This window comes from Falsihalocynthiibacter sp. SS001, assembly GCF_042445055.1.
Lineage (GTDB): Bacteria > Pseudomonadota > Alphaproteobacteria > Rhodobacterales > Rhodobacteraceae > Falsihalocynthiibacter.
Genome location: NZ_CP170339.1, coordinates 2,275,956 through 2,295,623, shown reverse-complemented (window position 1 = coordinate 2,295,623; position 19,668 = coordinate 2,275,956). Strand labels below are relative to the sequence as shown.

General features: G+C 55.1%; 17 protein-coding genes and 1 riboswitch. Of the genes, 13 read left to right on the top strand and 4 right to left on the bottom strand.

Going from position 1 to position 19,668, the window contains the following annotated elements; translation table 11 throughout:
- Window positions 1–135: 135 nt before the first annotated feature.
- From ACFE33_RS10975 to ACFE33_RS10965, 3 genes are all read left to right on the top strand, one after another.
- Window positions 136–1,542 (top strand): DegQ family serine endoprotease, encoded by a 1,407-nt coding sequence (locus ACFE33_RS10975; RefSeq protein ID WP_380058706.1) that lies wholly within the window; start codon window positions 136–138, stop codon window positions 1,540–1,542.
- Window positions 1,543–1,701: 159 nt separating this feature from the next.
- Complete coding sequence (locus ACFE33_RS10970) at window positions 1,702–2,025, top strand: 2Fe-2S iron-sulfur cluster-binding protein (RefSeq protein WP_380053238.1); 324 nt, start codon at window positions 1,702–1,704, stop codon at window positions 2,023–2,025.
- A complete protein-coding gene (locus tag ACFE33_RS10965) occupies window positions 2,025–2,720 on the top strand; it encodes an FG-GAP repeat domain-containing protein (protein WP_380053236.1) in 696 nt (231 codons plus the stop codon). Before ACFE33_RS10970 ends, ACFE33_RS10965 begins: the two co-directional genes overlap by 1 nt.
- A 3-nt stretch (window positions 2,721–2,723) precedes the next feature.
- On the opposite strand, the gene purD is transcribed toward ACFE33_RS10965, so the two are convergent.
- The gene (gene purD / locus ACFE33_RS10960) at window positions 2,724–3,986 is read right to left on the bottom strand and encodes a phosphoribosylamine--glycine ligase (RefSeq protein WP_380053234.1); all 1,263 of its coding nucleotides are present in this window, start codon (window positions 3,984–3,986) and stop codon (window positions 2,724–2,726) included.
- A 70-nt stretch (window positions 3,987–4,056) separates the two neighbouring features.
- Here purD and xseA point away from each other — a divergent pair, with 70 nt between their 5' ends.
- On the top strand, window positions 4,057–5,637 hold the full coding sequence (gene xseA / locus ACFE33_RS10955) for an exodeoxyribonuclease VII large subunit (RefSeq protein ID WP_380053232.1): 1,581 nt from the start codon (window positions 4,057–4,059) through the stop codon (window positions 5,635–5,637).
- Here the strand turns inward: xseA and ACFE33_RS10950 are convergent, their stop codons facing one another.
- Complete coding sequence (locus ACFE33_RS10950; RefSeq protein WP_380053230.1) at window positions 5,638–6,042, bottom strand: hypothetical protein; 405 nt, start codon at window positions 6,040–6,042, stop codon at window positions 5,638–5,640.
- Window positions 6,043–6,248: 206 nt separating this feature from the next.
- Here ACFE33_RS10950 and ACFE33_RS10945 point away from each other — a divergent pair, with 206 nt between their 5' ends.
- The 4 genes from ACFE33_RS10945 (at window position 6,249) to ACFE33_RS10930 (ending at window position 10,637) form a co-directional block, all read left to right on the top strand.
- On the top strand, window positions 6,249–7,928 hold the full coding sequence (locus ACFE33_RS10945; RefSeq protein WP_380053228.1) for an NAD(P)H-dependent oxidoreductase subunit E: 1,680 nt from the start codon (window positions 6,249–6,251) through the stop codon (window positions 7,926–7,928).
- A 75-nt stretch (window positions 7,929–8,003) separates the two neighbouring features.
- Window positions 8,004–9,113 (top strand): signal recognition particle-docking protein FtsY, encoded by a 1,110-nt coding sequence (gene ftsY, locus ACFE33_RS10940; RefSeq protein WP_380053226.1) that lies wholly within the window; start codon window positions 8,004–8,006, stop codon window positions 9,111–9,113.
- Entirely contained in the window at window positions 9,114–10,016 is a 903-nt protein-coding gene (locus ACFE33_RS10935; protein ID WP_380053224.1) for an EamA family transporter, read from the top strand. It abuts the gene before it with no gap.
- Between the two features lie 9 nt (window positions 10,017–10,025).
- The gene (locus ACFE33_RS10930) at window positions 10,026–10,637 is read left to right on the top strand and encodes an inner membrane-spanning protein YciB (protein WP_380053222.1); all 612 of its coding nucleotides are present in this window, start codon (window positions 10,026–10,028) and stop codon (window positions 10,635–10,637) included.
- A gap of 36 nt (window positions 10,638–10,673) precedes the next feature.
- On the opposite strand, the gene ACFE33_RS10925 is transcribed toward ACFE33_RS10930, so the two are convergent.
- Complete coding sequence (locus ACFE33_RS10925) at window positions 10,674–11,381, bottom strand: glutathione S-transferase N-terminal domain-containing protein (protein WP_380053220.1); 708 nt, start codon at window positions 11,379–11,381, stop codon at window positions 10,674–10,676.
- Window positions 11,382–11,505: 124 nt separating this feature from the next.
- A riboswitch (SAM riboswitch) is annotated at window positions 11,506–11,584 on the top strand.
- Between the two features lie 66 nt (window positions 11,585–11,650).
- Here ACFE33_RS10925 and metZ point away from each other — a divergent pair.
- Window positions 11,651–12,832 (top strand): O-succinylhomoserine sulfhydrylase, encoded by a 1,182-nt coding sequence (gene metZ, locus ACFE33_RS10920; protein WP_380053218.1) that lies wholly within the window; start codon window positions 11,651–11,653, stop codon window positions 12,830–12,832.
- 77 nt (window positions 12,833–12,909) lie between these two features.
- The gene (gene folE2, locus ACFE33_RS10915) at window positions 12,910–14,007 is read left to right on the top strand and encodes a GTP cyclohydrolase FolE2 (protein WP_380053216.1); all 1,098 of its coding nucleotides are present in this window, start codon (window positions 12,910–12,912) and stop codon (window positions 14,005–14,007) included.
- A 37-nt stretch (window positions 14,008–14,044) separates the two neighbouring features.
- Here folE2 and ACFE33_RS10910 read toward each other — a convergent pair whose 3' ends face one another.
- Entirely contained in the window at window positions 14,045–15,817 is a 1,773-nt protein-coding gene (locus tag ACFE33_RS10910; RefSeq protein ID WP_380053214.1) for a serine protease, read from the bottom strand.
- A gap of 142 nt (window positions 15,818–15,959) precedes the next feature.
- On the opposite strand from ACFE33_RS10910, the gene ACFE33_RS10905 reads away from it, so the two are divergent.
- Genes ACFE33_RS10905 through glyS form a run of 3 tightly spaced genes read left to right on the top strand, consistent with a single transcriptional unit; the run spans window position 15,960 to window position 19,666 of the window.
- Window positions 15,960–16,907: a glycine--tRNA ligase subunit alpha gene (locus ACFE33_RS10905; protein WP_380053212.1), complete on the top strand. Its 948-nt coding sequence runs from the start codon at window positions 15,960–15,962 to the stop codon at window positions 16,905–16,907.
- Window positions 16,904–17,437, top strand: coding sequence for a DUF6446 family protein (locus ACFE33_RS10900; protein WP_380053210.1), 534 nt, complete (start codon window positions 16,904–16,906; stop codon window positions 17,435–17,437). Before ACFE33_RS10905 ends, ACFE33_RS10900 begins: the two co-directional genes overlap by 4 nt.
- Before the next feature lie 3 nt (window positions 17,438–17,440).
- Window positions 17,441–19,666, top strand: coding sequence for a glycine--tRNA ligase subunit beta (gene glyS, locus ACFE33_RS10895; RefSeq protein ID WP_380053208.1), 2,226 nt, complete (start codon window positions 17,441–17,443; stop codon window positions 19,664–19,666).
- The last annotated feature ends 2 nt before the right edge of the window (window positions 19,667–19,668 follow it).

Below are 19,668 nucleotides of genomic sequence, written 5' to 3'. Positions count from 1 at the left end.
CGTGATGGGCGTTAAACACTAAATTAACAGTCGTCCGAGGATGATTAGGGAACAAGGGAGCGAGAAGTGAAAACTTTGGCAATTTCAGTTGAAAACGACTTGGATCAAAAGCGAAATTCGCTGCGGTGGGAGTTCATGGGAACGCTGGCTTCGCTCCTGCTTCTGCTTCAAAGCATGGTCGCCGTTGCACAGGGTATGCCAAGCAGCTTTGCCGATTTGGCAGAGTCAGTCAGCCCCTCGGTTGTGAACATCACCACCTCAACCACGGTGGAGCAACGCACAGCTCCTGGCCCCGTGGTACCTGATGGATCTCCGTTCGAAGATTTCTTTCGTGATTTTCTAGATCGCCGCAGTGACGAAGGTGCGCGCCCACGGCGTAGCGCTGCGCTCGGGTCTGGTTTTGTGATTTCCCCTGACGGTTTTATCGTTACGAACAACCACGTTATTGACGGAGCGGATGAGATCATGGTCGAGTTTTTCTCGGGCGGTGAATTGCCCGCGCGCTTGATCGGTCGCGATCCAAACACTGATATCGCGGTCCTGAAGGTCGAGAGCGATACGCCCCTCCCGTTCGTGAGCTTTGGCGATAGCGATAAAGCACGTGTCGGCGACTGGGTATTGGCGATGGGGAATCCACTGGGGCAGGGTTTCTCTGTTTCCGTGGGGGTGATTTCCGCGCGTAATCGTGCGCTTTCAGGCTCTTACGACGACTATATTCAAACCGACGCGGCAATTAACCGTGGCAACTCTGGTGGTCCTCTGTTCAACCTTGACGGTGAAGTTGTCGGTGTAAATACCGCCATTCTGTCGCCCAACGGCGGCTCGATCGGAATCGGTTTCTCGATGTCTTCGGCCGTCGTTAGCAAGGTCGTTGATCAACTTCAGGAGTTCGGTGAAACCCGCCGCGGCTGGCTGGGTGTACGCATTCAGGATGTCGACAGTGATGTTGCAGAGGCCTTGGGACTCGAAAGCGCGAGAGGCGCTTTGGTCACGGATGTTCCCACTGGCCCTGCGATGGAAGCGGGTGTGAAAGCGGGCGACGTTATCCTTTCCTTTGATGGAGTAGAAGTCGAAGATACGCGCGCGCTTGTTCGTCAGGTCGGCGAAACCGAGGTCGGCAAAGCTGTTACAATGAATATCTTCCGTGATGGTAAAGCAGAAACACTTGCAATCACTCTTGGCCGTCGCGAGACCGCCGAAGGTAGCGGAGAGGCAGAGCCTGACGTTACAGAGCCAGAACCATCCGAGAAGGAGATCCTTGGGGTCACATTGATGGAAATCGACGATACACTTCGCGAGGAAATGGGCTTGCCAAGTAACGCCGAAGGTCTTGTTGTTCTTAATATCGACGAAACAAGCGAGGCATTCGAGAAAGGCCTACGCGCAAGTGACGTGATCTCGGAAGCGGGACAGCAACCTGTAAACACGATTGCGGACCTTGAAGAGCGGATCGCGGATGCGAAGGATGCGGGGCGTAAATCGCTGTTGCTTCTGGTGCGTCGCGACGGAGAGCCACGCTATATGGCGGTGAACCTGCCGTAGGTCCGTCGATAGAAAACATTCTAGGGCGTCCATAATCGGGCGCCCTTTCTTTTGCCCTTCCATATTAACGCGGCGTATGGCGGAACGCTTTTGCAAAAGGGGCTGGTTTGTTGCTGGGAGCTTGGATATTCAAAGGGCAACATCTTAAGAGGAATGAAAATGGCCAAGATCACTTATATTGAGCATAACGGAACGAAACACGAAGTAGAGGTCGCCAACGGTCTCTCCGTGATGGAAGGCGCACGCGACAACAATATTCCAGGGATTGAGGCCGATTGCGGCGGCGCCTGTGCGTGTTCAACTTGTCACGTCTACGTGGACGGCGCATGGGTTGAAAAGCTTCAGCCCAAGGACGCTATGGAAGAAGATATGCTTGATTTCGCGTTTGAGCCGAACCCCGAAACATCCCGCCTGACTTGCCAAATCAAAGTGACGGATGCGCTCGATGGTTTGGTCGTTCAGATGCCAGAAAAGCAAATCTGATGCTGCGGGGTGCGGCTCTGTCATTGATGCTCTTGGCGCCTCCTGCGGCGGCCGAGAGAATAAAGGCGGCAGAGTACGACGCCCCGACAAAGCGCTATGCGCATGGTGTCTTGGGGGATGCAGTAGAATACGGCGCGCTCGTCCTGACGTTGACGACGGGCCGAGAACTTCGCCTCACACTGCCACAGGACCACGTCTTTGAGGATATTGCCCCGCGTTTGGCGGACGTAGATGGCGATGGCGCTCCAGAGGTCATCGTGATCGAAACCGATGCTGCCAAGGGCGCGGCATTGGCGATCTATAACCAGCGCGGCAAGCTCGCCGAGACTCCTCATATCGGTCAGAGTAATCGCTGGCTTGCGCCTATTGGTGTTGCGGATTTGGACGGCGATGGACGTGTTGAACTGGCCTATGTGGACCGGCCCCATCTGGCCCGTATCCTTACGGTTTGGCGATATAACAACGGGCGTCTGGAGCCGGTTGCGACCAAATCGGGGCTTACCAATCACAAAATCGGGCAGGATTACATTTCGGGCGGTATCCGCAACTGTGGCAATGGCACCGAAATGATAACGGCAACAGCGGATTGGTCGCAGATTGCCGCGACGCGCCTTAAGGATGGTACGCTCACGACGCGCATAATCGCCCCGCATAGCGGGACGAAATCCTTCCAAAATGCAATGGCTTGCAGGTAACCCCTAAAGCGCGCGGTGGCCGATGTCGCGGCGGCAGAAACCTTCTGGCCAGTCAATCTGATCAACCATCTCATAGGCACGTTGTTGCGCCTCTTTGAGCGAAGCGCCCCGCGCGGTGACGTTCAACACGCGCCCACCGTTCGCAGTTATCTTGCCGTTAACTTCTTTGGTGCCTGCATGGAAGGTTACGTTCATGCTATCATCTGCAAGCGCGTCCAGCCCTTTGATCTCGGAGCCTTTCTCATACGCGCCGGGGTAACCGTTGGCCGCCAGAACAATCGTCATCGCATGATCATCCGCCCAATTGACCTGTGCTTGATCCAACTCGCCTTTGGCACAAGACAGCAGCAGGTCTAGCGCTTGCGCACCGAGGCGCATCATCAAAACCTGACATTCCGGATCGCCAAAACGGGCGTTGTATTCCACCAGTCGTGGCTGACCATTCTCGATCATAAAGCCGGCATAGAGCACACCTTGATAGGGCATGCCGCGTTTGGCCATCTCTGCAACGGTTGGCTTGATAATTTCATCCATCGCCTTTTGTGTGACTTCATCGGTCATCACAGGCGCAGGAGAGTACGCCCCCATCCCGCCAGTGTTGGGGCCTGTGTCGCCTTCGCCGACGCGCTTGTGGTCTTGAGCAGTGCCAACGGGCAGAACATTCTTGCCGTCGCAAAGAACGAACCAGCTTGCTTCCTCGCCCGTCATGAATTCTTCGATCACGACTTCTGCGCCGGCATCGCCGAACTCACCCGAAAACATATCGTCAATCGCGGCGAGGGCTTCGGCTTCGGTCATCGCGACGATCACGCCTTTGCCCGCCGCAAGGCCATCGGCTTTGACGACGATCGGGGCGCCTTGCTCGCGGATGTAGTCACGGGCTGCGTCAGCATCTGAGAAATGAGCATAGGCCGCAGTTGGCGCACCGGAAGCATCGCAGATTTCCTTGGTGAAGGATTTGGAGGCTTCAAGTTGAGCCGCCTTGGCAGAAGGGCCGAAACACAAGATACCCGCATTCCGAAGATCGTCCGCAACTCCCGCCGCGAGCGGTGCCTCGGGGCCGATAACCACGAAATCAATGGCGTTTTCTTCTGCGAAAGTAACAACTTCTGCGCCGCCATTTACGTCAATCGCGGCGCATTCCGCGATCTGGGCAATTCCAGCGTTTCCGGGTGCCACAATGAGGCGGTCACATTTTGGGTTTTGTTTGATCGCCCATGCCAGCGCGTGCTCACGTCCACCGCTACCTAAAATCAGAATGTTCATTGCGTCCCCCGCTTGGCCTTTGTTACGGGGCGTTCTAAGGTGCCTTTAGCCAAGAAACAAGCGAGCAGATATGTCCAGCCTGATTGACGATCCCGAACCCGGCCAGAACGCCCCAGAATTCAGCGTTACCGAGATATCGGGCGCGGTTAAGCGCACTATTGAGGGCGAGTTCTCGCATGTTCGGGTGCGCGGCGAGGTGGGCCGCGTGAGTCGCCCGCGTTCGGGGCACGTTTATCTGGACCTCAAGGATGATCGTTCGGTTTTGTCGGGAGTTATCTGGAAAGGTGTTTCTTCACGCCTTGTGACCCAACCCGAAGAGGGCATGGAGGTTGTTGCGACGGGGAAGTTGACGACTTTCGGTGGGCAATCCAAATATCAGATGGTTATCGAGGATATCGCGCCCGCTGGTATGGGCGCCTTGATGGCGATGCTCGAAAAACGCAAGGCGGCACTGGCGGCAGAGGGGTTGTTTGCGCCTGAGCGTAAGAAAGAACTGCCGTACCTTCCGGAGATTATCGGAGTGATCACATCACCTTCGGGCGCAGTTATCCGCGATATTTTGCACCGCCTGCGGGATCGCTTCCCGCGCAAGGTTCTGATTTGGCCTGTGGCAGTGCAAGGGGCGAAATGTGCACCCGAAGTTGTTGCGGCCATCGAGGGGTTTAATGCCATGACAGTGGGTGGAGCATTGCCGCGCCCTGATCTGTTGATCGTGGCGCGCGGTGGTGGCTCAATTGAGGATCTTTGGGGTTTTAACGAAGAAGCCGTTGCACGCGCCGCGGCCGCGAGTGAGATTCCACTTATCTCTGCCGTTGGCCACGAGACCGACACAACACTCATAGACTATGTTGCTGATCGCCGTGCACCGACGCCGACGGCGGCAGCGGAACATGCGGTTCCTGTTCGGATGGAGCTTCTGGCGCATAATGATGCGCAGGGCGGGCGGCTGTTGCGTGCAATTACGCAAGGTGTTTCACAGCGGCGGCAACGTCTCTCGGATCTATCCCGTGCATTGCCGCGACCAGAGACATTGCTTGAGAATGCCAGCCAACGTCTGGATCGGGCGAGCCTGCAATTGGGGCCGAACTTGATGCAAGCGGTGCAGGGGAAGCGCCTGAAATTACAGGAAACCTCAGCGCCACTTCAGCCCGCGATATTGCGCGCACAGGTGACAAGCGCACGTGCGAACTTGGCACGCTGGAGCGATAGCCTCGCGCCAAGTCTTACGCGCGGGACGCAGGAGAAGCGGCGTCACTATGATAACCTTTCCAAGCGACTGAAACCTGACAGCATTACGCGCGACATTCATCGTCAGTCTGATCGATTGTCGACGCTTTCCAAACGGTTTGCCGCACTGGCCGAAACCCAAACCCAATCGCGTCGGGCATCGCTACGCGCGCTTGAGCGGATGCGTCAGACCTTGGGATATACAGAGACCCTGAAGCGCGGATATGCCGTTGTGCGGGGCGACGATGGTGCGCTGGTGACAACGCTGGCGGCTGCTCAATCATCGCAAACGCTGGAAATTCAATTCAAGGACGGTCGTGTTTCCACGCATACTGATGAGGCAACAGCGCAAGCGAAACCAACGCCGAAGCCTTCAAAGCCTCGCAAGACTCCGCCTGCCGACGATCAAGGCACGTTGTTCTAGCTAAACGCCCACCTCTGGCCCTTTGCAATACAGCGGGGCGTTGCTCTTGGATGTCTCGTATAACGAAGAGGCTGGAGGGAAATTGACCACGCGCGCGACCAAGCCATCCTCCGCCATGGAAAAGACCCAGCATTGCGCATTTTCCTCGCCCTCATAGAGAAAGCAGATGTTCTCTCCCTTGGGAAACCAGATGCCTTCGTGGCAATTGCCGTCATGAAACGACCAGCGAACTCGATTGCCGCTCATGTATTCTTCGCTGCCGTATTTCTCGCCGTTCTGCGCGTAGGTCAGGGTTTTTCCGGTAACATAACTGTCGAATTCCGCCGCTCCGATCGGCGAAAAATCGTGATCGGCTGCGACAAGAGTCGGCAGAGATATAAGACAGGCAAAAATTAGATGTCGCATGGGCAATCCGGCAAGGTACTGCGTTATTCTGTTCCAAAATATCGCTCATTTCCAGACTTATTTCCCAGAGGATTTGAATTTCCCCATCGGCGCGGCTTGGACCCTATGCGAAACGGATGAAACGTTTCTTGTGGATAAAAGGTCGCTTTTTGCGTGGTAAGTGCAGTTGGGGTGGCTAGAATGGCGTCAACTCGGAGGAACGGGATTTGGCACAGCAAGCAGGCGTTTGGAAATCTGGCAAAGGCAAGGGGCGCAGAACCCCAAAGGGGCGGCAACTTTCGGATGCGGCACTTGCAGAGGTGCGCGCACTTTTGGGCGAACGTCCGCGCCGCCGTGATTTATTGTTGGAATTCTTGCATTTGATCCAAGATTCCTACGGACATCTATCAGCGGCCCACTTGCGGGCCTTGGCCGAAGAAATGCGACTGTCCATGGCCGAGGTTCAGGAAGTTTCCAGCTTCTATGCCCATTTTGATGTCGTCAGAGAAGGCGAAACGCCGCCGCCTGCGTTAACCATTCGGGTGTGTGATTCATTGTCGTGTGAATTGGCTGGTTCTGAGCAACTTGCGGAGCATTTACGGGCGGGTGTTAATCCCGCGGATGTGCGCATATTACGGGCGCCCTGTATGGGACGTTGCGATATGGCGCCTATCGCCGAAGTCGGCCACAACCATATCGACCACGCAACTCCCGAGAAAGTTCTGAGTGCTACGACGAGCGGCGAAATTGAGCCCACGATTCCACCATATGAGGCGTATGAGGCTTATGTCGAAGGTGGCGGATACACACGCCTGAGAGAACTTCGTGAGAGCGGCGATCCGGATACTTGCGCGGAAATCGTGCTTTCGTCAGGGCTGCGCGGACTTGGCGGGGCAGGGTTTCCGTCTGGTAAGAAATGGGAGTTCGTGCGCGCGGGTAAGGGACCGAAGTATGTGGCCGTCAATGGGGATGAGGGCGAACCAGGTACGTTTAAGGACCGCGTTTTGCTTGAAACCGAGCCGCATGTTTTCCTTGAAGGCGTCTTGATGGCGGCATGGGCCATCGATGCCGAGAAAGCGTTTATCTACCTTCGGGATGAGTACCCCGCAGCGCGTAAAATACTCAAGCAAGAGATTGCAAAGATTGAACAAAGCGGAATTATCCCAGCAGGTTACATTGATCTGCGACGCGGTGCAGGGGCGTATATCTGTGGCGAAGAGAGCGCCATGATTGAAAGTATCGAGGGCAAACGCGGCCTTCCGAGGCATCGTCCGCCCTATGTCGCGCAGGTCGGGATATTCAATCGACCGACCTTGGTTCACAATATCGAAACGCTTTACTGGATTGCGCGCATTATGCGCGAGGGGCCAGAGATCATGTCCGATGTCTTGCATAATGGCCGCCAAGGTTTGCGGAGCTATTCCGTGTCTGGACGCGTTGCCAAGGCTGGCGTGTATCTGTTGCCTGCGGGATCGACGATTACTGACGTTATCGAGGCCGCAGGCGGAATGGCTGAGGGCCACAGGTTCTATGCCTACCAGCCGGGCGGGCCGTCCTCGGGGCTGTTACCTGCAACGTTGAATAATGTACCGCTGGACTTTGATACGCTTCAGCCACACGGAACATTCATCGGGTCGGCGGCAGTTGTTGTGCTCTCGGATCAAGATCGCGCGCGGGATGCCGCGCTCAATATGCTGCGCTTCTTTGAGGATGAAAGCTGTGGCCAATGCACCCCGTGTCGTGTGGGATGTGAAAAGGCGGTGAAGTTGATGCAGGCCGATAAATGGGACCAACCTCTGCTTGAGGAACTCTGCGAGGTTATGGGCGATGCGTCGATTTGTGGCTTGGGTCAGGCCGCGCCAAACCCTATTCGATTGGTTATGAAGCACTTTGCTGACGAAATTTAGCCTGTTTTGAGCGCTGCCCCCTTTCATATGGGTGGGCTATGGATTAGGTGAGAAGGATCACCAAGAGGCCGTAGAATGTCGTTTTTCAAGAAGCTCAAGAACCGTCTTGCCAAATCCTCCTCCAAAATCGACGAGGGGTTGGACGAAATCATCACTGAAGGAACGACCGCCGAAAGCGTAGAGGAACCCTCCGCTGCGGAAACGACGCCTCAGGAGAGCTTTCCAGAGCCCGTTGCTGCCCCCGTCGAAGAGGCGTTAAAGCCGATCGATACGGATACCATCGTACCGGAAACGGCCAAGCCTGGTTTGCTTGGGCGGATTTTGGGGCGTGACAGCGAAAAGGCCGAGCCGCGTCGCGAGCTTGACGATGAAATGCTTGAGCGCCTTGAGGAGCTGCTCATTTCTGCGGATATGGGAGTTGATACCGCACTGCGCGTAACGGCAAACCTCGCAGAAGGGCGTTTTGGCAAGAAGCTTTCAAGCTCTGAAATCAAATCCCTGCTGGCAACGGAAATCGCGCGGGTTATGGAGCCCGTGGCCAAGCCTTTGCCGATCTACCCGAAAAAGCCACAGGTTGTCTTGGTTGTGGGCGTGAATGGCTCTGGCAAGACCACAACCATCGGTAAGCTTGCGAGCCAGTTTAAGGCAGCGGGCAAGAATGTCGTGATTGCGGCGGGCGATACCTTCCGCGCGGCGGCCGTGGAGCAGCTACAAGTCTGGGGAGAGCGCGCAAACGTCCCCGTTTTGACCGCCCCAGAGGGAAGCGACCCCGCAAGCCTTGCGTTTGATGCCATGACCAAAGCCGAGCAAGATGGCGCGGACCTGTTGATGATCGACACGGCTGGCCGATTGCAGAACCGTGCGGACCTGATGGAAGAGCTGGCCAAAATCGTGCGGGTTATCCAAAAGAAAGACCCATCTGCGCCGCATAATACGCTCTTGGTTTTGGACGCGACAACGGGTCAGAACGCGCTCAATCAGGTCGAAACCTTCCAGAAATTGGCAGATGTTTCGGGGCTTGTGATGACCAAACTTGACGGTACTGCCAAGGGTGGCGTGCTCGTCGCACTGGCCGACAAATTCGGCCTGCCGATCCACGCCATTGGCGTTGGCGAGCAAATAGATGATCTCGACGCATTCGATCCACAGGAATTTGCGAATGCGCTCACGGGATCGGATATCTAATTGACGGAATGGCTGCTCTCTTTGGAAGGAACCGAGGCTGGCCATCAGCTTGCTCTGGGATTGGCACTCTTGGCGGCGCTGCTCCATGCGATATTCGGTGCCCTTCAAAAGGGAAAGCATGATCCGTGGTTATCGCGTGGCGCGATTGATTTTCATTATGGTTTGATCGCGGCGCCCTTTGCGCTCTTTGTTGTGCCGTGGCCAGAACCCCATATGTGGCCGATATTCGCTGGCGCTTTTCTGATCCATATCGGGTATAAAATCATGCAGGCCCAAACCTATGTTTTGGGCGACTACACAGTTGTATATCCTGTGGTGCGCGGGACAGGGCCGCTTTTTGCGGTGATTGGCGCGGGCATTGTGTTCAATGAGCATTTCAGCGCGGGGCAGTGGCTTGGCGTTGCGGTATTGCTGATGGGGATTTTCGGGTTGGGGGTGTACAACCTCATTTTTCTGGAGACCAACCGTGAGACTCTCAAGCCCGCACTTCTCATGGCAGCCGGAACAGGTTTTTTCGTCGCGCTTTATACGACATATGATGCCTATGGCATTCGGGCGACGGCCAATCCGTTTACGTTTCTGGCTTGGTTCTTCTTTATCGACGGGTTGGCAATGCCGCCCTATGCCGCGTGGCGCTACTCCCGTATGGAGAATAAACCCGCGCTTAGGCCGCTTATGCGGCGTGGATTGCTGGGGGCGTTTGTGGCGTATTTCAGCTTTGGTTCGATCATGATGGCCACACGGCTTGATAGCGTCGGAGAGGCTGCGGTATTACGCGAAACATCGACAGTCTTTGCCGCACTTATCGGCTGGCTTGTACTCGGGGAAAAGGTGGGGCCGCGGCGGCTCTTTCTTATGGCTTTGATCGCGTTGGGCGCGGTTATGGTGGAAATGAACGGTTAGGAATTCGAGATGTCTGAGAAATCTGAGAAATCAGTAAACCCATTTGTAAAACTTGGATTGGAATTGGGGCCAATCATCCTTTTCTTTGTGTTCTACGGACGTATCAAAGACGAGATGTTCACAATCGCAGGCGTCGAGTATCAGGGCTTTATCGTTGCGACGGCGCTCTTTATTCCGCTGATCCTTGCCTCTACGGGGCTGCTCTGGTGGCTTACGGGGAAGCTATCAAAAATGCAGATCATGACGGCTATTCTGGTTGTGATCTTTGGCGGGCTGTCGGTCTATATGAATGACGATCGGTTCTTCAAAATGAAGCCGACGATCATCTATCTATTATTTGGCGGGCTGCTTGGGTTTGGCCTTTTGCGCGGCAAGAGCTATCTGCGTATGGTGATGGAAGAGGCGCTCCCGATGCAGGAAGAAGGCTGGATGATCCTTACCAAGCGTCTGACCGCATTTTTCCTTGGGCTGGCACTGGCAAACGAAATCGTTTGGCGCACCATGAGCACCGATGCTTGGGTGAACTTCAAAACCTTCGGGCTTACGGCAGCACTGTTTGTGTTCTTTATGATGCAAAACAAATTGATGCAGACCTATTCCACCGAAAAGGACGAAGCCTAAGAAAACGCCCCGATCTGTTGGTCGGGGCGTTTTGATTTAGTGCTGTTTCTTAAACAGAAGGTCTTGCGCTTTCTTATCATCTTGCAAGTTTGAGCGCTCATCTGCGGCAACGGCGCGCCCTTTGATGACCGCTGGGCGATTGCCGACCAGATCAAGCCAGCGCGCAAGATTTGGCTTATCGTCGAGAGTCTGCTGCTGTCCTTCCCACAGGCTGGCCCAGCCCCAAATCGCCATATCCGCGATGGAATAGAAATCGCCCGCGACATACTCGTTTTCCGCAAGGCGACGGTCCAGCACACCATAGAGGCGGCCCGTTTCATTGCGATAGCGATCCTTGGCATATGGCAGGTCGTTGGGTGGATCCATTGCGGGCGCATATTTCAGGAAATGGTGCGCCTGACCTGCCATCGGACCAAGGCCACCCATCTGCCACATCAGCCATTCGGTGACGGCGATTTTATCGCGCGCAGTTTCGCCGCCGAACTTGCCGGTTTTCTGAGCAAGATACTGAAGAATTGCGCCGCTCTCGAAAATCGACACGGGCGCGCCGTCAGGACCATCAGGATCGACAATTGCGGGCATCCGGTTGTTCGGAGCAATCTTGAGGAACTCGGGCGCAAACTGATCGCCTGCTCCGATGTTTATGAGATTGACGTTATACGGAAGCCCCATCTCTTCTAGGGCGATTGAGATTTTCCAGCCATTGGGAGTGGGCCAATAGTATAGATCGATTGGTTTGGTCATAAATGCTCCTGATGTTTCGCGCCGATGATGACGGTTTTACCCCCGAGAGCAAGAGGGGGGTAAACGAATTGTGATCAGCCGGCACGCACGAACTCTCGCTTGACCTTTGGACAGGCGCTTCGTATTCAGAGGATGTGGCGATTTGTTCTCCTGCTTGCGGGCCACGTAAAATATGCCGCTAAAGAGGTCTGGGACATTGCCCCTCGCTTCTTGTTGCGGAGGGCTTTTTTTGTGTCCGCATCCTGGGCACAGTTACAAAGGATGAGATGATGAGCAAAGACTGGAACGCGCGTACGAAAATGGTCCACGGAGGGAGTCGCCGTAGCCAATATGGTGAGGTTTCCGAGTCAATCTTCATGACCCAAGGTTTTGTCTATGAAACCGCCGAAGCCGCCGAAGCGCGGTTTGTGGAGCTGGGTGATGACGAGTTTATTTACGCCCGCTATGGCAATCCGACGGTTCGGATGTTCGAAGATCGCATCGCCGCCATCGAAGGTGCCGAGGATGCGTTTGCCACGGCGAGCGGTATGGCGGCCGTGAACGGCGCGCTGATGTCTATCCTCAAGGCTGGCGATCACGTCGTAAGTTCGCGCGCGTTGTTCGGCTCTTGCTTGTACATTCTGGAAGAGGTGCTGGCGCGCTTTGGTGTTGAGATTACCTTTGTGGACGGTGCTGATCTGGACCAGTGGCGCAAGGCCGTTCGCGCTGATACCGCAGCTGTTTTCCTGGAGACAGTCAGCAATCCAACGCTCGAAGTCGTTGATTTGAAAGCGATCTCTGAAATCGCGCATGCGGTTGAAGCAACTGTGATTGTGGATAACGTGTTCGCCACGCCCGTCTTCTCGCGCGCAATCGAATTTGGCGCGGATGTCGTCGTGTATTCGGCGACCAAGCACATCGACGGGCAGGGGCGCTGCCTCGGTGGAGTGGTCCTTGGCACCAAGGAGTTCATCCGCGGTCCGTTCGAGACATACCTCAAGCATACCGGTGGCGCGATGAGCCCATTCAACGCGTGGGTTATGCTCAAGGGTCTTGAGACGCTCGATCTACGGGTCCGCGCACAAGCGGAATCCGCCGAGAAGATTGCAAATGCGCTTGAGGGGCACGAGAAGCTTGAGCGGGTATTGTTCCCATTCCTTAAGAGCCATCCGCAAAACGAGATTGCCAAGGCGCAGTTCGAAAAATGCGGAACAGTTCTCTCGATTGATCTGAAGGGCGGCCAAGAGGCGGCGTTCAAATTCCTGAACGCTTTGGAAATCTGCATCATTTCCAACAACCTCGGTGATGCCAAAAGCATCGTAACCCATCCGGCCACAACAACGCACCAGCGCCTACCAGAGGACCAGAAAACGCTTTTGGGCATCTCGCCCGGCCTTGTACGCATCAGCGTTGGGATCGAGTGTTCCGATGATCTTTTGCAGGACATCCTTGGGGCGCTTGACGCTGTTTGATATATGAAATGTATTGCCCGCGTTTGGATTTCGTGGGCAATACTGCCTAGAATAGCCTGCCTGCTGGGGGATTTAGGATGAGTACCACTTTGCCGAAATCGGCTGCGTCGCGCGCAAATGCGCAGGCAGCTTTGGATCTCCTCAAAGAGTGGGCGGCGCATGCTACGCCTACTGAAATCGCCGAGCTGGACCCTGCGATCGCGCGTTTGCTACCGCATCGCGAAATCGAAAATTATCCTGCCCTTGCGCGGGCCTACCCCGAAGAATTTACCGCCGACGAAGCCTATCGCTCGAGTCTCCCTGACCTACAGAACGGGCCGGAGAGCCTGATCCGTGGTGCGCGTCGCCAAATTCAACACGTGGGCATTTCGAACTTTCGCTTGCCGATCCGTTTTCAGGCGCGCGCAGGCGGCGACCTTGCGCTTGAAACTTCGGTTACGGGCACTGTCAGTCTTGAGGCTGGCAAAAAGGGCATCAACATGTCCCGCATCATGCGCACGTTCTATAAACATGCGGAGCGGGTGTTTAGCTTTGATGTGATTGAGGCCGCGCTGGCCGACTACAAGACCGATCTGGACAGTTTCGACGCACGCATCCAGATGGCGTTTTCGTTTCCGATGAAGCTCAAGAGTCTTCGGTCGGGATTGGCGGGGTATCAGTACTATAATATCGCGCTGGAGTTGGTAGAAACTGCGGGCAAGGTGATGAAAATCATTCACTTGGATTACGTTTATTCCTCGACCTGTCCTTGTTCGCTTGAATTGTCCGAGCACGCACGCCAGACGCGCAACCAATTGGCGACGCCACATTCTCAGCGCTCTGTAGCGCGGATTTCGGTTCTATTGGATCCCGCGAAGCCGCGCCTTTGGTTTGAGGACTTGATTGACCTTTGCCGTCAAAGTGTTCCGACAGAAACACAAGTGATGGTGAAGCGCGAGGACGAACAAGCCTTTGCCGAACTGAATGCGGCCAATCCGATTTTTGTTGAGGATGCTGCGCGGCTGTTTAGTGAGCAGTTACAGAATGACGACCGCATTTTGGATTATCGGATCGTGGCGAGCCATCAAGAAAGCCTGCACAGCCATGATGCGGTGAGTGTCCTCACCGAAGGGGAAACATTCGCCGCGCAGAGCTTTGATCCCAAGTTGTTCTCGACACTTTTCCACGTCGGCTAATAAAAAGGGCGCCCGCTTAGGACGCCCTGATCTGTTTCTATTTCCAGCAACTCACCAGAACCGTCATGTCCGACGCCCGTGCGCTTAGATCGACGGGGTGTAAGGCTTCGGTTGCGTCCGAGGTGCTCAGCGTGACGCCGTTGGCATTGAGGGCCGCGGTGATTGCGCTTGCAGAGGATGCAAAGCTTACGTTTTCAGGAAGTTTGCGATCTCCGTTACCTTCGGGAGTGCGAAGCATACCAATAACGGCACCGCCCGAGTTCACAACCGGACCGCCAGCGTCGCCAGCAAGTGTCGTAAGCTCAAGACGCTGCATGTTCTGCTCACCTCCAAGGCCACGTACATCGGCAAGTGTTCCGAATGTCAGTGTCGGTGCGTCCAGCGCGCCCTCATATGAGTAACCCGCAACCGCGACCTCAGAGTTTAGGCGAGGCTCGGACGCTACGAAATTTGCATAACCAAGTGGTGCAAGCTTCTCGGTGGGTCGCAGAACCGCGAGGCCAAGGTCTTTGTCCGCGAAAACGAGCTCTGCGGGGTAGGTGTTGTCGAGCGTCAGTTTATCACAAGAGCCAACAACTTCGCTTGTGGTCAAAACAGTTCCGTTGCCATCAAGATAGAAACCCGAGCGCGAGATTTCCGGCTTGCGAATTTCAAGACCCGAGAGCAGATCAATCCGTTGCTCGCCTTGGTCAGCGCCTGCAAGATCGTCCAGCGCCACAGTGCCAAGGGAGGTGAAGCTTGATTTCATGGCGTCAACGATGCGGTTCATGTTGCCGCGATCGCCTGCGGGCCAGACCAGCGTAAACCCTTTGATCGCGCCATCGGTGAGTTGCGCGAAGGTGTAGGAGTTTATCTCGTCGTTATTTCCACGCAGCTCAAAGCTGTTTTCCTTGCGCTCGCGTTGACCGTTGAGCGGCACGATTTCCAGTGTTTGCATGATCTCGTAGAGGCCAAAGAGTGTCGCCTGATCGCCTTTTTGCGAAATCAGAGAAACGGAAACTTTGCTGTCGCCTTGGGGTTTGAAATGAACGAAGGGCGCGTCATACTTGTCAAACTCCACCAAATCGAGCGGCAGGCGGATCGCGATGCCCGCTTTGCTGTCGTTATAGGGCGCCATGCCCGCTTTTGTGAATACCTCGTTGAATTTGTTGATCAATTCAGTGCGCTGCTTGGTTGTTAGGATACCTGTTACGTCATAGCCTTTGGCCGCCTGATATTCACCCATTGCCGAACGTGTGCCGCGCCCGAATGCGCCGTCGATTGCGCTGCTGTAAAAGCCCTCCCACTTGAGTGCTTCCTGAAGTGCCATCTTCTCGGTGCGCGAAAGCGCGCGTTCGCTGGCGCGGGCCTGCGCGGGTGTCTCGTCCGGAATGTTGATGAGTTCACCAACCGGCTCTGTGGGTTGAAGCGGAGACGAGTCGTCCTGCACCGTTGGTGTTGGATCGGTCAACGAAGTGCCGCCGAAGGGCCAGAATTGTTGGGTATAGACGCGTGATTGTGCCAGATAGCTGTCGCGCGGAATGAGGTTCTCGCTCAGAAGGCGGTTTAGCTCGCGTGTTGCCTGGGCCTCTGTGTATGGGCCAAGTGCGATTACATACCAACCGGAATTACTCCGAAACCCGCCAACATTGTCAAATGCTCCGGAATAGGCCCGCGAACGCGTCTGGGCTTCGTTCAACGAGGGGTGTGCCTCGATTTGAATCCAAGTGTCTTGTGGAGTTTGCGCAATTGCGGGGGAAGAGAAGAAAAAACTGAGAGATAAAATAAGGGTTAATAATGTGGCTGGAACCGAATGTCGGGCTTGGAGCATGACGGTTGTGTTTCCTATGTTGGTTGTCTGTTCACGCGTTTGCATTCGTTTTGCGCATTGCAGGCCAATAATGCAAGACCAACCGATTGACCGTGCCCGCAGGGATGCGTATTTGGGACATGAATTTTAAGAAGGGTCCGTCATGTCTGCCGCTGCAACTGAACAAAACACCAAGCCCACGAGCTTCCAAGAGATTATTCTGCGTCTGCAAAATTATTGGGCGCAAAAGGGATGTGCGGTGCTTCAACCCTATGACATGGAAGTAGGTGCGGGGACATTCCACCCCGCGACAACGCTTCGCTCGCTCGGAACGAATGCATGGGCGGCGGCATATGTTCAGCCTTCGCGCCGTCCGACGGATGGGCGTTATGGCGAAAACCCGAACCGTCTTCAGCATTACTATCAGTATCAGGTTCTGATCAAACCAAGCCCGCCCGAGTTGCAGGAATTGTACCTTGGATCATTGGCCGCGATCGGCGTTGATATGGATATCCACGATATCCGTTTCGTCGAGGACGACTGGGAAAGCCCAACATTGGGCGCTTGGGGACTTGGCTGGGAAGTTTGGTGTGACGGTATGGAAGTGAGCCAGTTCACTTACTTCCAACAGGTCGGCGGCCATGATTGCCACCCCGTTTCGGGAGAGCTGACCTATGGGCTTGAGCGTTTGGCGATGTATATCCTTGGTGTCGATCACGTTATGGATATGCCGTACAACGATCCGAATGCACCAATCGCGCTGACTTATGGGGATGTCTTCCGCCAAACCGAGCAGGAATACAGCCGTTGGAACTTTGACGTCGCCAATACAGAGTCGCTGCTTCAGCATTTTCTTGATGCAGAGGCTGAGTGCAAATCCATTCTGGAGCAGCCCGTAGACGACCCCAAGACAGGCAAACGCATCATCATGGCGCACCCTGCGTATGATCAGGCGATCAAAGCGAGCCACCTGTTCAACCTCCTTGATGCACGCGGCGTTATCTCCGTGACCGAGCGGCAGGCATATATCGGGCGTGTGCGTGCGCTCTCTAAGGCCTGTGCCGATGCGTTCGTTCAGACAGAGGCCGGTGGCTGGGCTGCTGAGGCATGATCGGTAAAATAATAGCGGGTATTATTGTGCTTACAGCATTGGTCGCGGGCGGCGCGATGTATTATTTTCAGGTCTACGGCTTCTATGATCGCGTGAATGCGAGTTCGCCAGACGCCGAAATCCAAATCACCAACTTGGTGACAGGCACACCCGAACCCATGCTGATCGCTGGATTTGAGGGGATCGATTCCGATAGCTCTCCTATTCGGTATCGCGCGTGCTTTACGACGCCGATGTCCAACGCAATGATGACCGAAACCTTCAAGACCTACGCAAGCGCCGAACCACTGGTCGCGCCTGATTGGTTCTCGTGTTTTGATGCACGTGCCTTGGGCGCGGACCTTGAGGCCGGAAATGCTACCGCTTATCTGAGCGAAGAAAATATTCATTACGGCATTGATCGCGTTCTCGCGGTTTATGACGACGGCCGTGCCTATGCATGGCATCAAATCAACACATGTGGCGAGCATCACTTTAACGGCGATCCCGTTCCTGCTTCCTGCCCACCTGTCCCTTCTGTGAAAGACTAAATCATGGCTGACCTTCTGATCGAACTCTTCTCCGAAGAAATCCCCGCACGTATGCAAGCACGTGCCGCTGCGGATCTCAAAAAAATGATGACCGACGGATTGGTCGAGGCAGGGCTGACATATGCATCCGCCGGAGCATTCGCGACGCCACGCCGCCTTGCGCTGTCGGTTGAAGGGGTGCTGAGCGAAAGCCCAGATACCGTCGAAGAGCGCAAAGGCCCAAAGGTCGGCGCGCCAGACAAAGCAATTGAGGGATTCCTGCGTGGCGCTGGCGTCGCCAAAGAGGATCTGCAAGTTCGCGATGACAAAAAAGGCCAAGTCTACTATGCCGTCATCAAGAAATCAGGACGACCCGCCGCGGAAATCGTGGCCGAAACCCTTGAGGCGACCATCCGTAATTTCCCATGGCCCAAATCCATGCGCTGGGGAACTGGTAGCCTGAAGTGGGTGCGCCCGTTGCACAGTATCCTTTGCATTATCAGCGATGACGCAGGCGCAAATATTGTTCCGCTGGAGGTTGATGGTATTTCTGCGTCTGACACAACGCGCGGGCACAGGTTCATGGCGCCGGATGTGATCAAGGTGGCCCATTTCGAGGATTACCAAACCAAGCTAAAGGCCGCACATGTTGTGCTCTCTTCAGAAGAGCGCGCGGACCATATCTGGAATGACGCGACCAACCAAGCCTTCGCGCAAGGCCTTGAAGTTGTTGAGGATAACGGCCTTCTGGCCGAGGTGTCGGGATTGGTTGAATGGCCTGTCGTTTTAATGGGTGATATCGCAGAAGACTTCCTTGGTCTGCCTGCTGAGGTGCTGCAAACCAGCATGAAAGAGCACCAGAAGTTTTTCTCTGTGCGCAACCCGAAAACAGGCCGAATTGAGAAGTTCGTAACCGTGGCCAACCGTGAAACAACCGACAATGGCGCAACAATCCTCGCGGGGAACCAGAAGGTTCTGTTCGCGCGTTTGTCGGATGCGAAATTCTTTTGGGAGAATGATCTTCGTATTGCCAAATCCGATATGGCGCAATGGACGGATGCGTTGGCAAATGTGACCTTCCATAACAAGCTCGGCACCGAAGCAGAGCGGATCGAACGCATCTGCGCTCTCTCCGAGGATTTGGCCGCTGTGGTTCAGGCAGACCCTAAACTTGCGGTTCAAGCGGCGAAGGTTGCCAAGGCGGACTTGTCGAGCGAAATGGTCTATGAATTCCCGGAACTTCAAGGGCTTATGGGGCGGTATTACGCCCATGAAGCGGGCCTTCCGCAAGAAGTGGCGAACGCCTGTGAGGCGCATTATGCCCCTCTCGGACCAAGCGATGACGTTCCGAGTGAACCGGTATCTGTGGCCGTTGCGCTGGCGGATAAGCTGGACAAGCTCACTGGTTTTTGGGCTGTAGACGAAAAGCCAACAGGCTCCAAGGATCCGTTTGCGCTGCGCCGCGCAGCTTTGGGCATTATTCGTTTGGTCTTGGAAAATGACGTTCGCTTGGGGCTATCACGCTATATTGACGCACAATTGCTGCGTCATGAGATTGCGCAAAATGGCGAAGACGCGAAATGCGCCGAGCTGCTTACAGATATGCTGAACGAAATCGCGGCACACGGTGTATTTGGTGCGGCGATTAGCACCGTGCTCGCGAGCGCCGGTGGGGACGCAAAAGAGCACATCAAAGAGGTTGAAAAACAACTGCCTGCGACGTCGGCGGACCTGCTTTCGTTCTTCCACGATCGCTTGAAAACCTACCTCAAGGATAAAGGTATCCGCCACGATGTGATTGACGCTTGCCTTGCAATGGATGGCAACGACGACATCAATCTGCTTGTGAAGCGTGCAGAGGCACTGGCCGACTTCCTGAAAACCGATGACGGCGAGAACCTCTTGCTCGGCTTTAAGCGCGCGAACAACATCCTTTCGCAAGCAGAGGAAGCTGATGGCGTAGAGTATTCCTATGGCGCGGATGTGAAATTCGCACAGGAAGCAGAAGAGAAAGCACTGTTTGCCGCGTTGGATGCGGGCGAGGCTGCAATCTCTCCGGCCATTGAAGCCGAAGATTTTGCGGGCGCAATGAGCGCCATGGCCGCGCTTCGGGCACCGATTGATGCATTCTTTGAAGCTGTGCAAATTAACACCGAAAGTCAGGTGACACGCCGCAATCGTCTCAATTTGTTGAGCCGTATTCGCAATTTGTGTCTTTCTGTCGCTGATTTGCGCAAAATCGAAGGGTAATT

What these genes read in the sequence shown, in the direction of transcription:
- ACFE33_RS10975 (WP_380058706.1), top strand. Translation starts at nt 136, where the DNA reads ATGGGAACGCTGGCTTCGCTCCTGCTTCTGCTTCAAAGCATGGTCGCC.
- ACFE33_RS10970 (WP_380053238.1), top strand. Translation starts at nt 1,702, where the DNA reads ATGGCCAAGATCACTTATATTGAGCATAACGGAACGAAACACGAAGTA.
- ACFE33_RS10965 (WP_380053236.1), top strand. Translation starts at nt 2,025, where the DNA reads ATGCTGCGGGGTGCGGCTCTGTCATTGATGCTCTTGGCGCCTCCTGCG.
- purD (WP_380053234.1), bottom strand. Translation starts at nt 3,986, where the DNA reads ATGAACATTCTGATTTTAGGTAGCGGTGGACGTGAGCACGCGCTGGCA.
- xseA (WP_380053232.1), top strand. Translation starts at nt 4,057, where the DNA reads ATGTCCAGCCTGATTGACGATCCCGAACCCGGCCAGAACGCCCCAGAA.
- ACFE33_RS10950 (WP_380053230.1), bottom strand. Translation starts at nt 6,042, where the DNA reads ATGCGACATCTAATTTTTGCCTGTCTTATATCTCTGCCGACTCTTGTC.
- ftsY (WP_380053226.1), top strand. Translation starts at nt 8,004, where the DNA reads ATGTCGTTTTTCAAGAAGCTCAAGAACCGTCTTGCCAAATCCTCCTCC.
- ACFE33_RS10930 (WP_380053222.1), top strand. Translation starts at nt 10,026, where the DNA reads ATGTCTGAGAAATCTGAGAAATCAGTAAACCCATTTGTAAAACTTGGA.
- ACFE33_RS10925 (WP_380053220.1), bottom strand. Translation starts at nt 11,381, where the DNA reads ATGACCAAACCAATCGATCTATACTATTGGCCCACTCCCAATGGCTGG.
- metZ (WP_380053218.1), top strand. Translation starts at nt 11,651, where the DNA reads ATGAGCAAAGACTGGAACGCGCGTACGAAAATGGTCCACGGAGGGAGT.
- folE2 (WP_380053216.1), top strand. Translation starts at nt 12,910, where the DNA reads ATGAGTACCACTTTGCCGAAATCGGCTGCGTCGCGCGCAAATGCGCAG.
- ACFE33_RS10910 (WP_380053214.1), bottom strand. Translation starts at nt 15,817, where the DNA reads ATGCTCCAAGCCCGACATTCGGTTCCAGCCACATTATTAACCCTTATT.
- ACFE33_RS10905 (WP_380053212.1), top strand. Translation starts at nt 15,960, where the DNA reads ATGTCTGCCGCTGCAACTGAACAAAACACCAAGCCCACGAGCTTCCAA.
- ACFE33_RS10900 (WP_380053210.1), top strand. Translation starts at nt 16,904, where the DNA reads ATGATCGGTAAAATAATAGCGGGTATTATTGTGCTTACAGCATTGGTC.
- glyS (WP_380053208.1), top strand. Translation starts at nt 17,441, where the DNA reads ATGGCTGACCTTCTGATCGAACTCTTCTCCGAAGAAATCCCCGCACGT.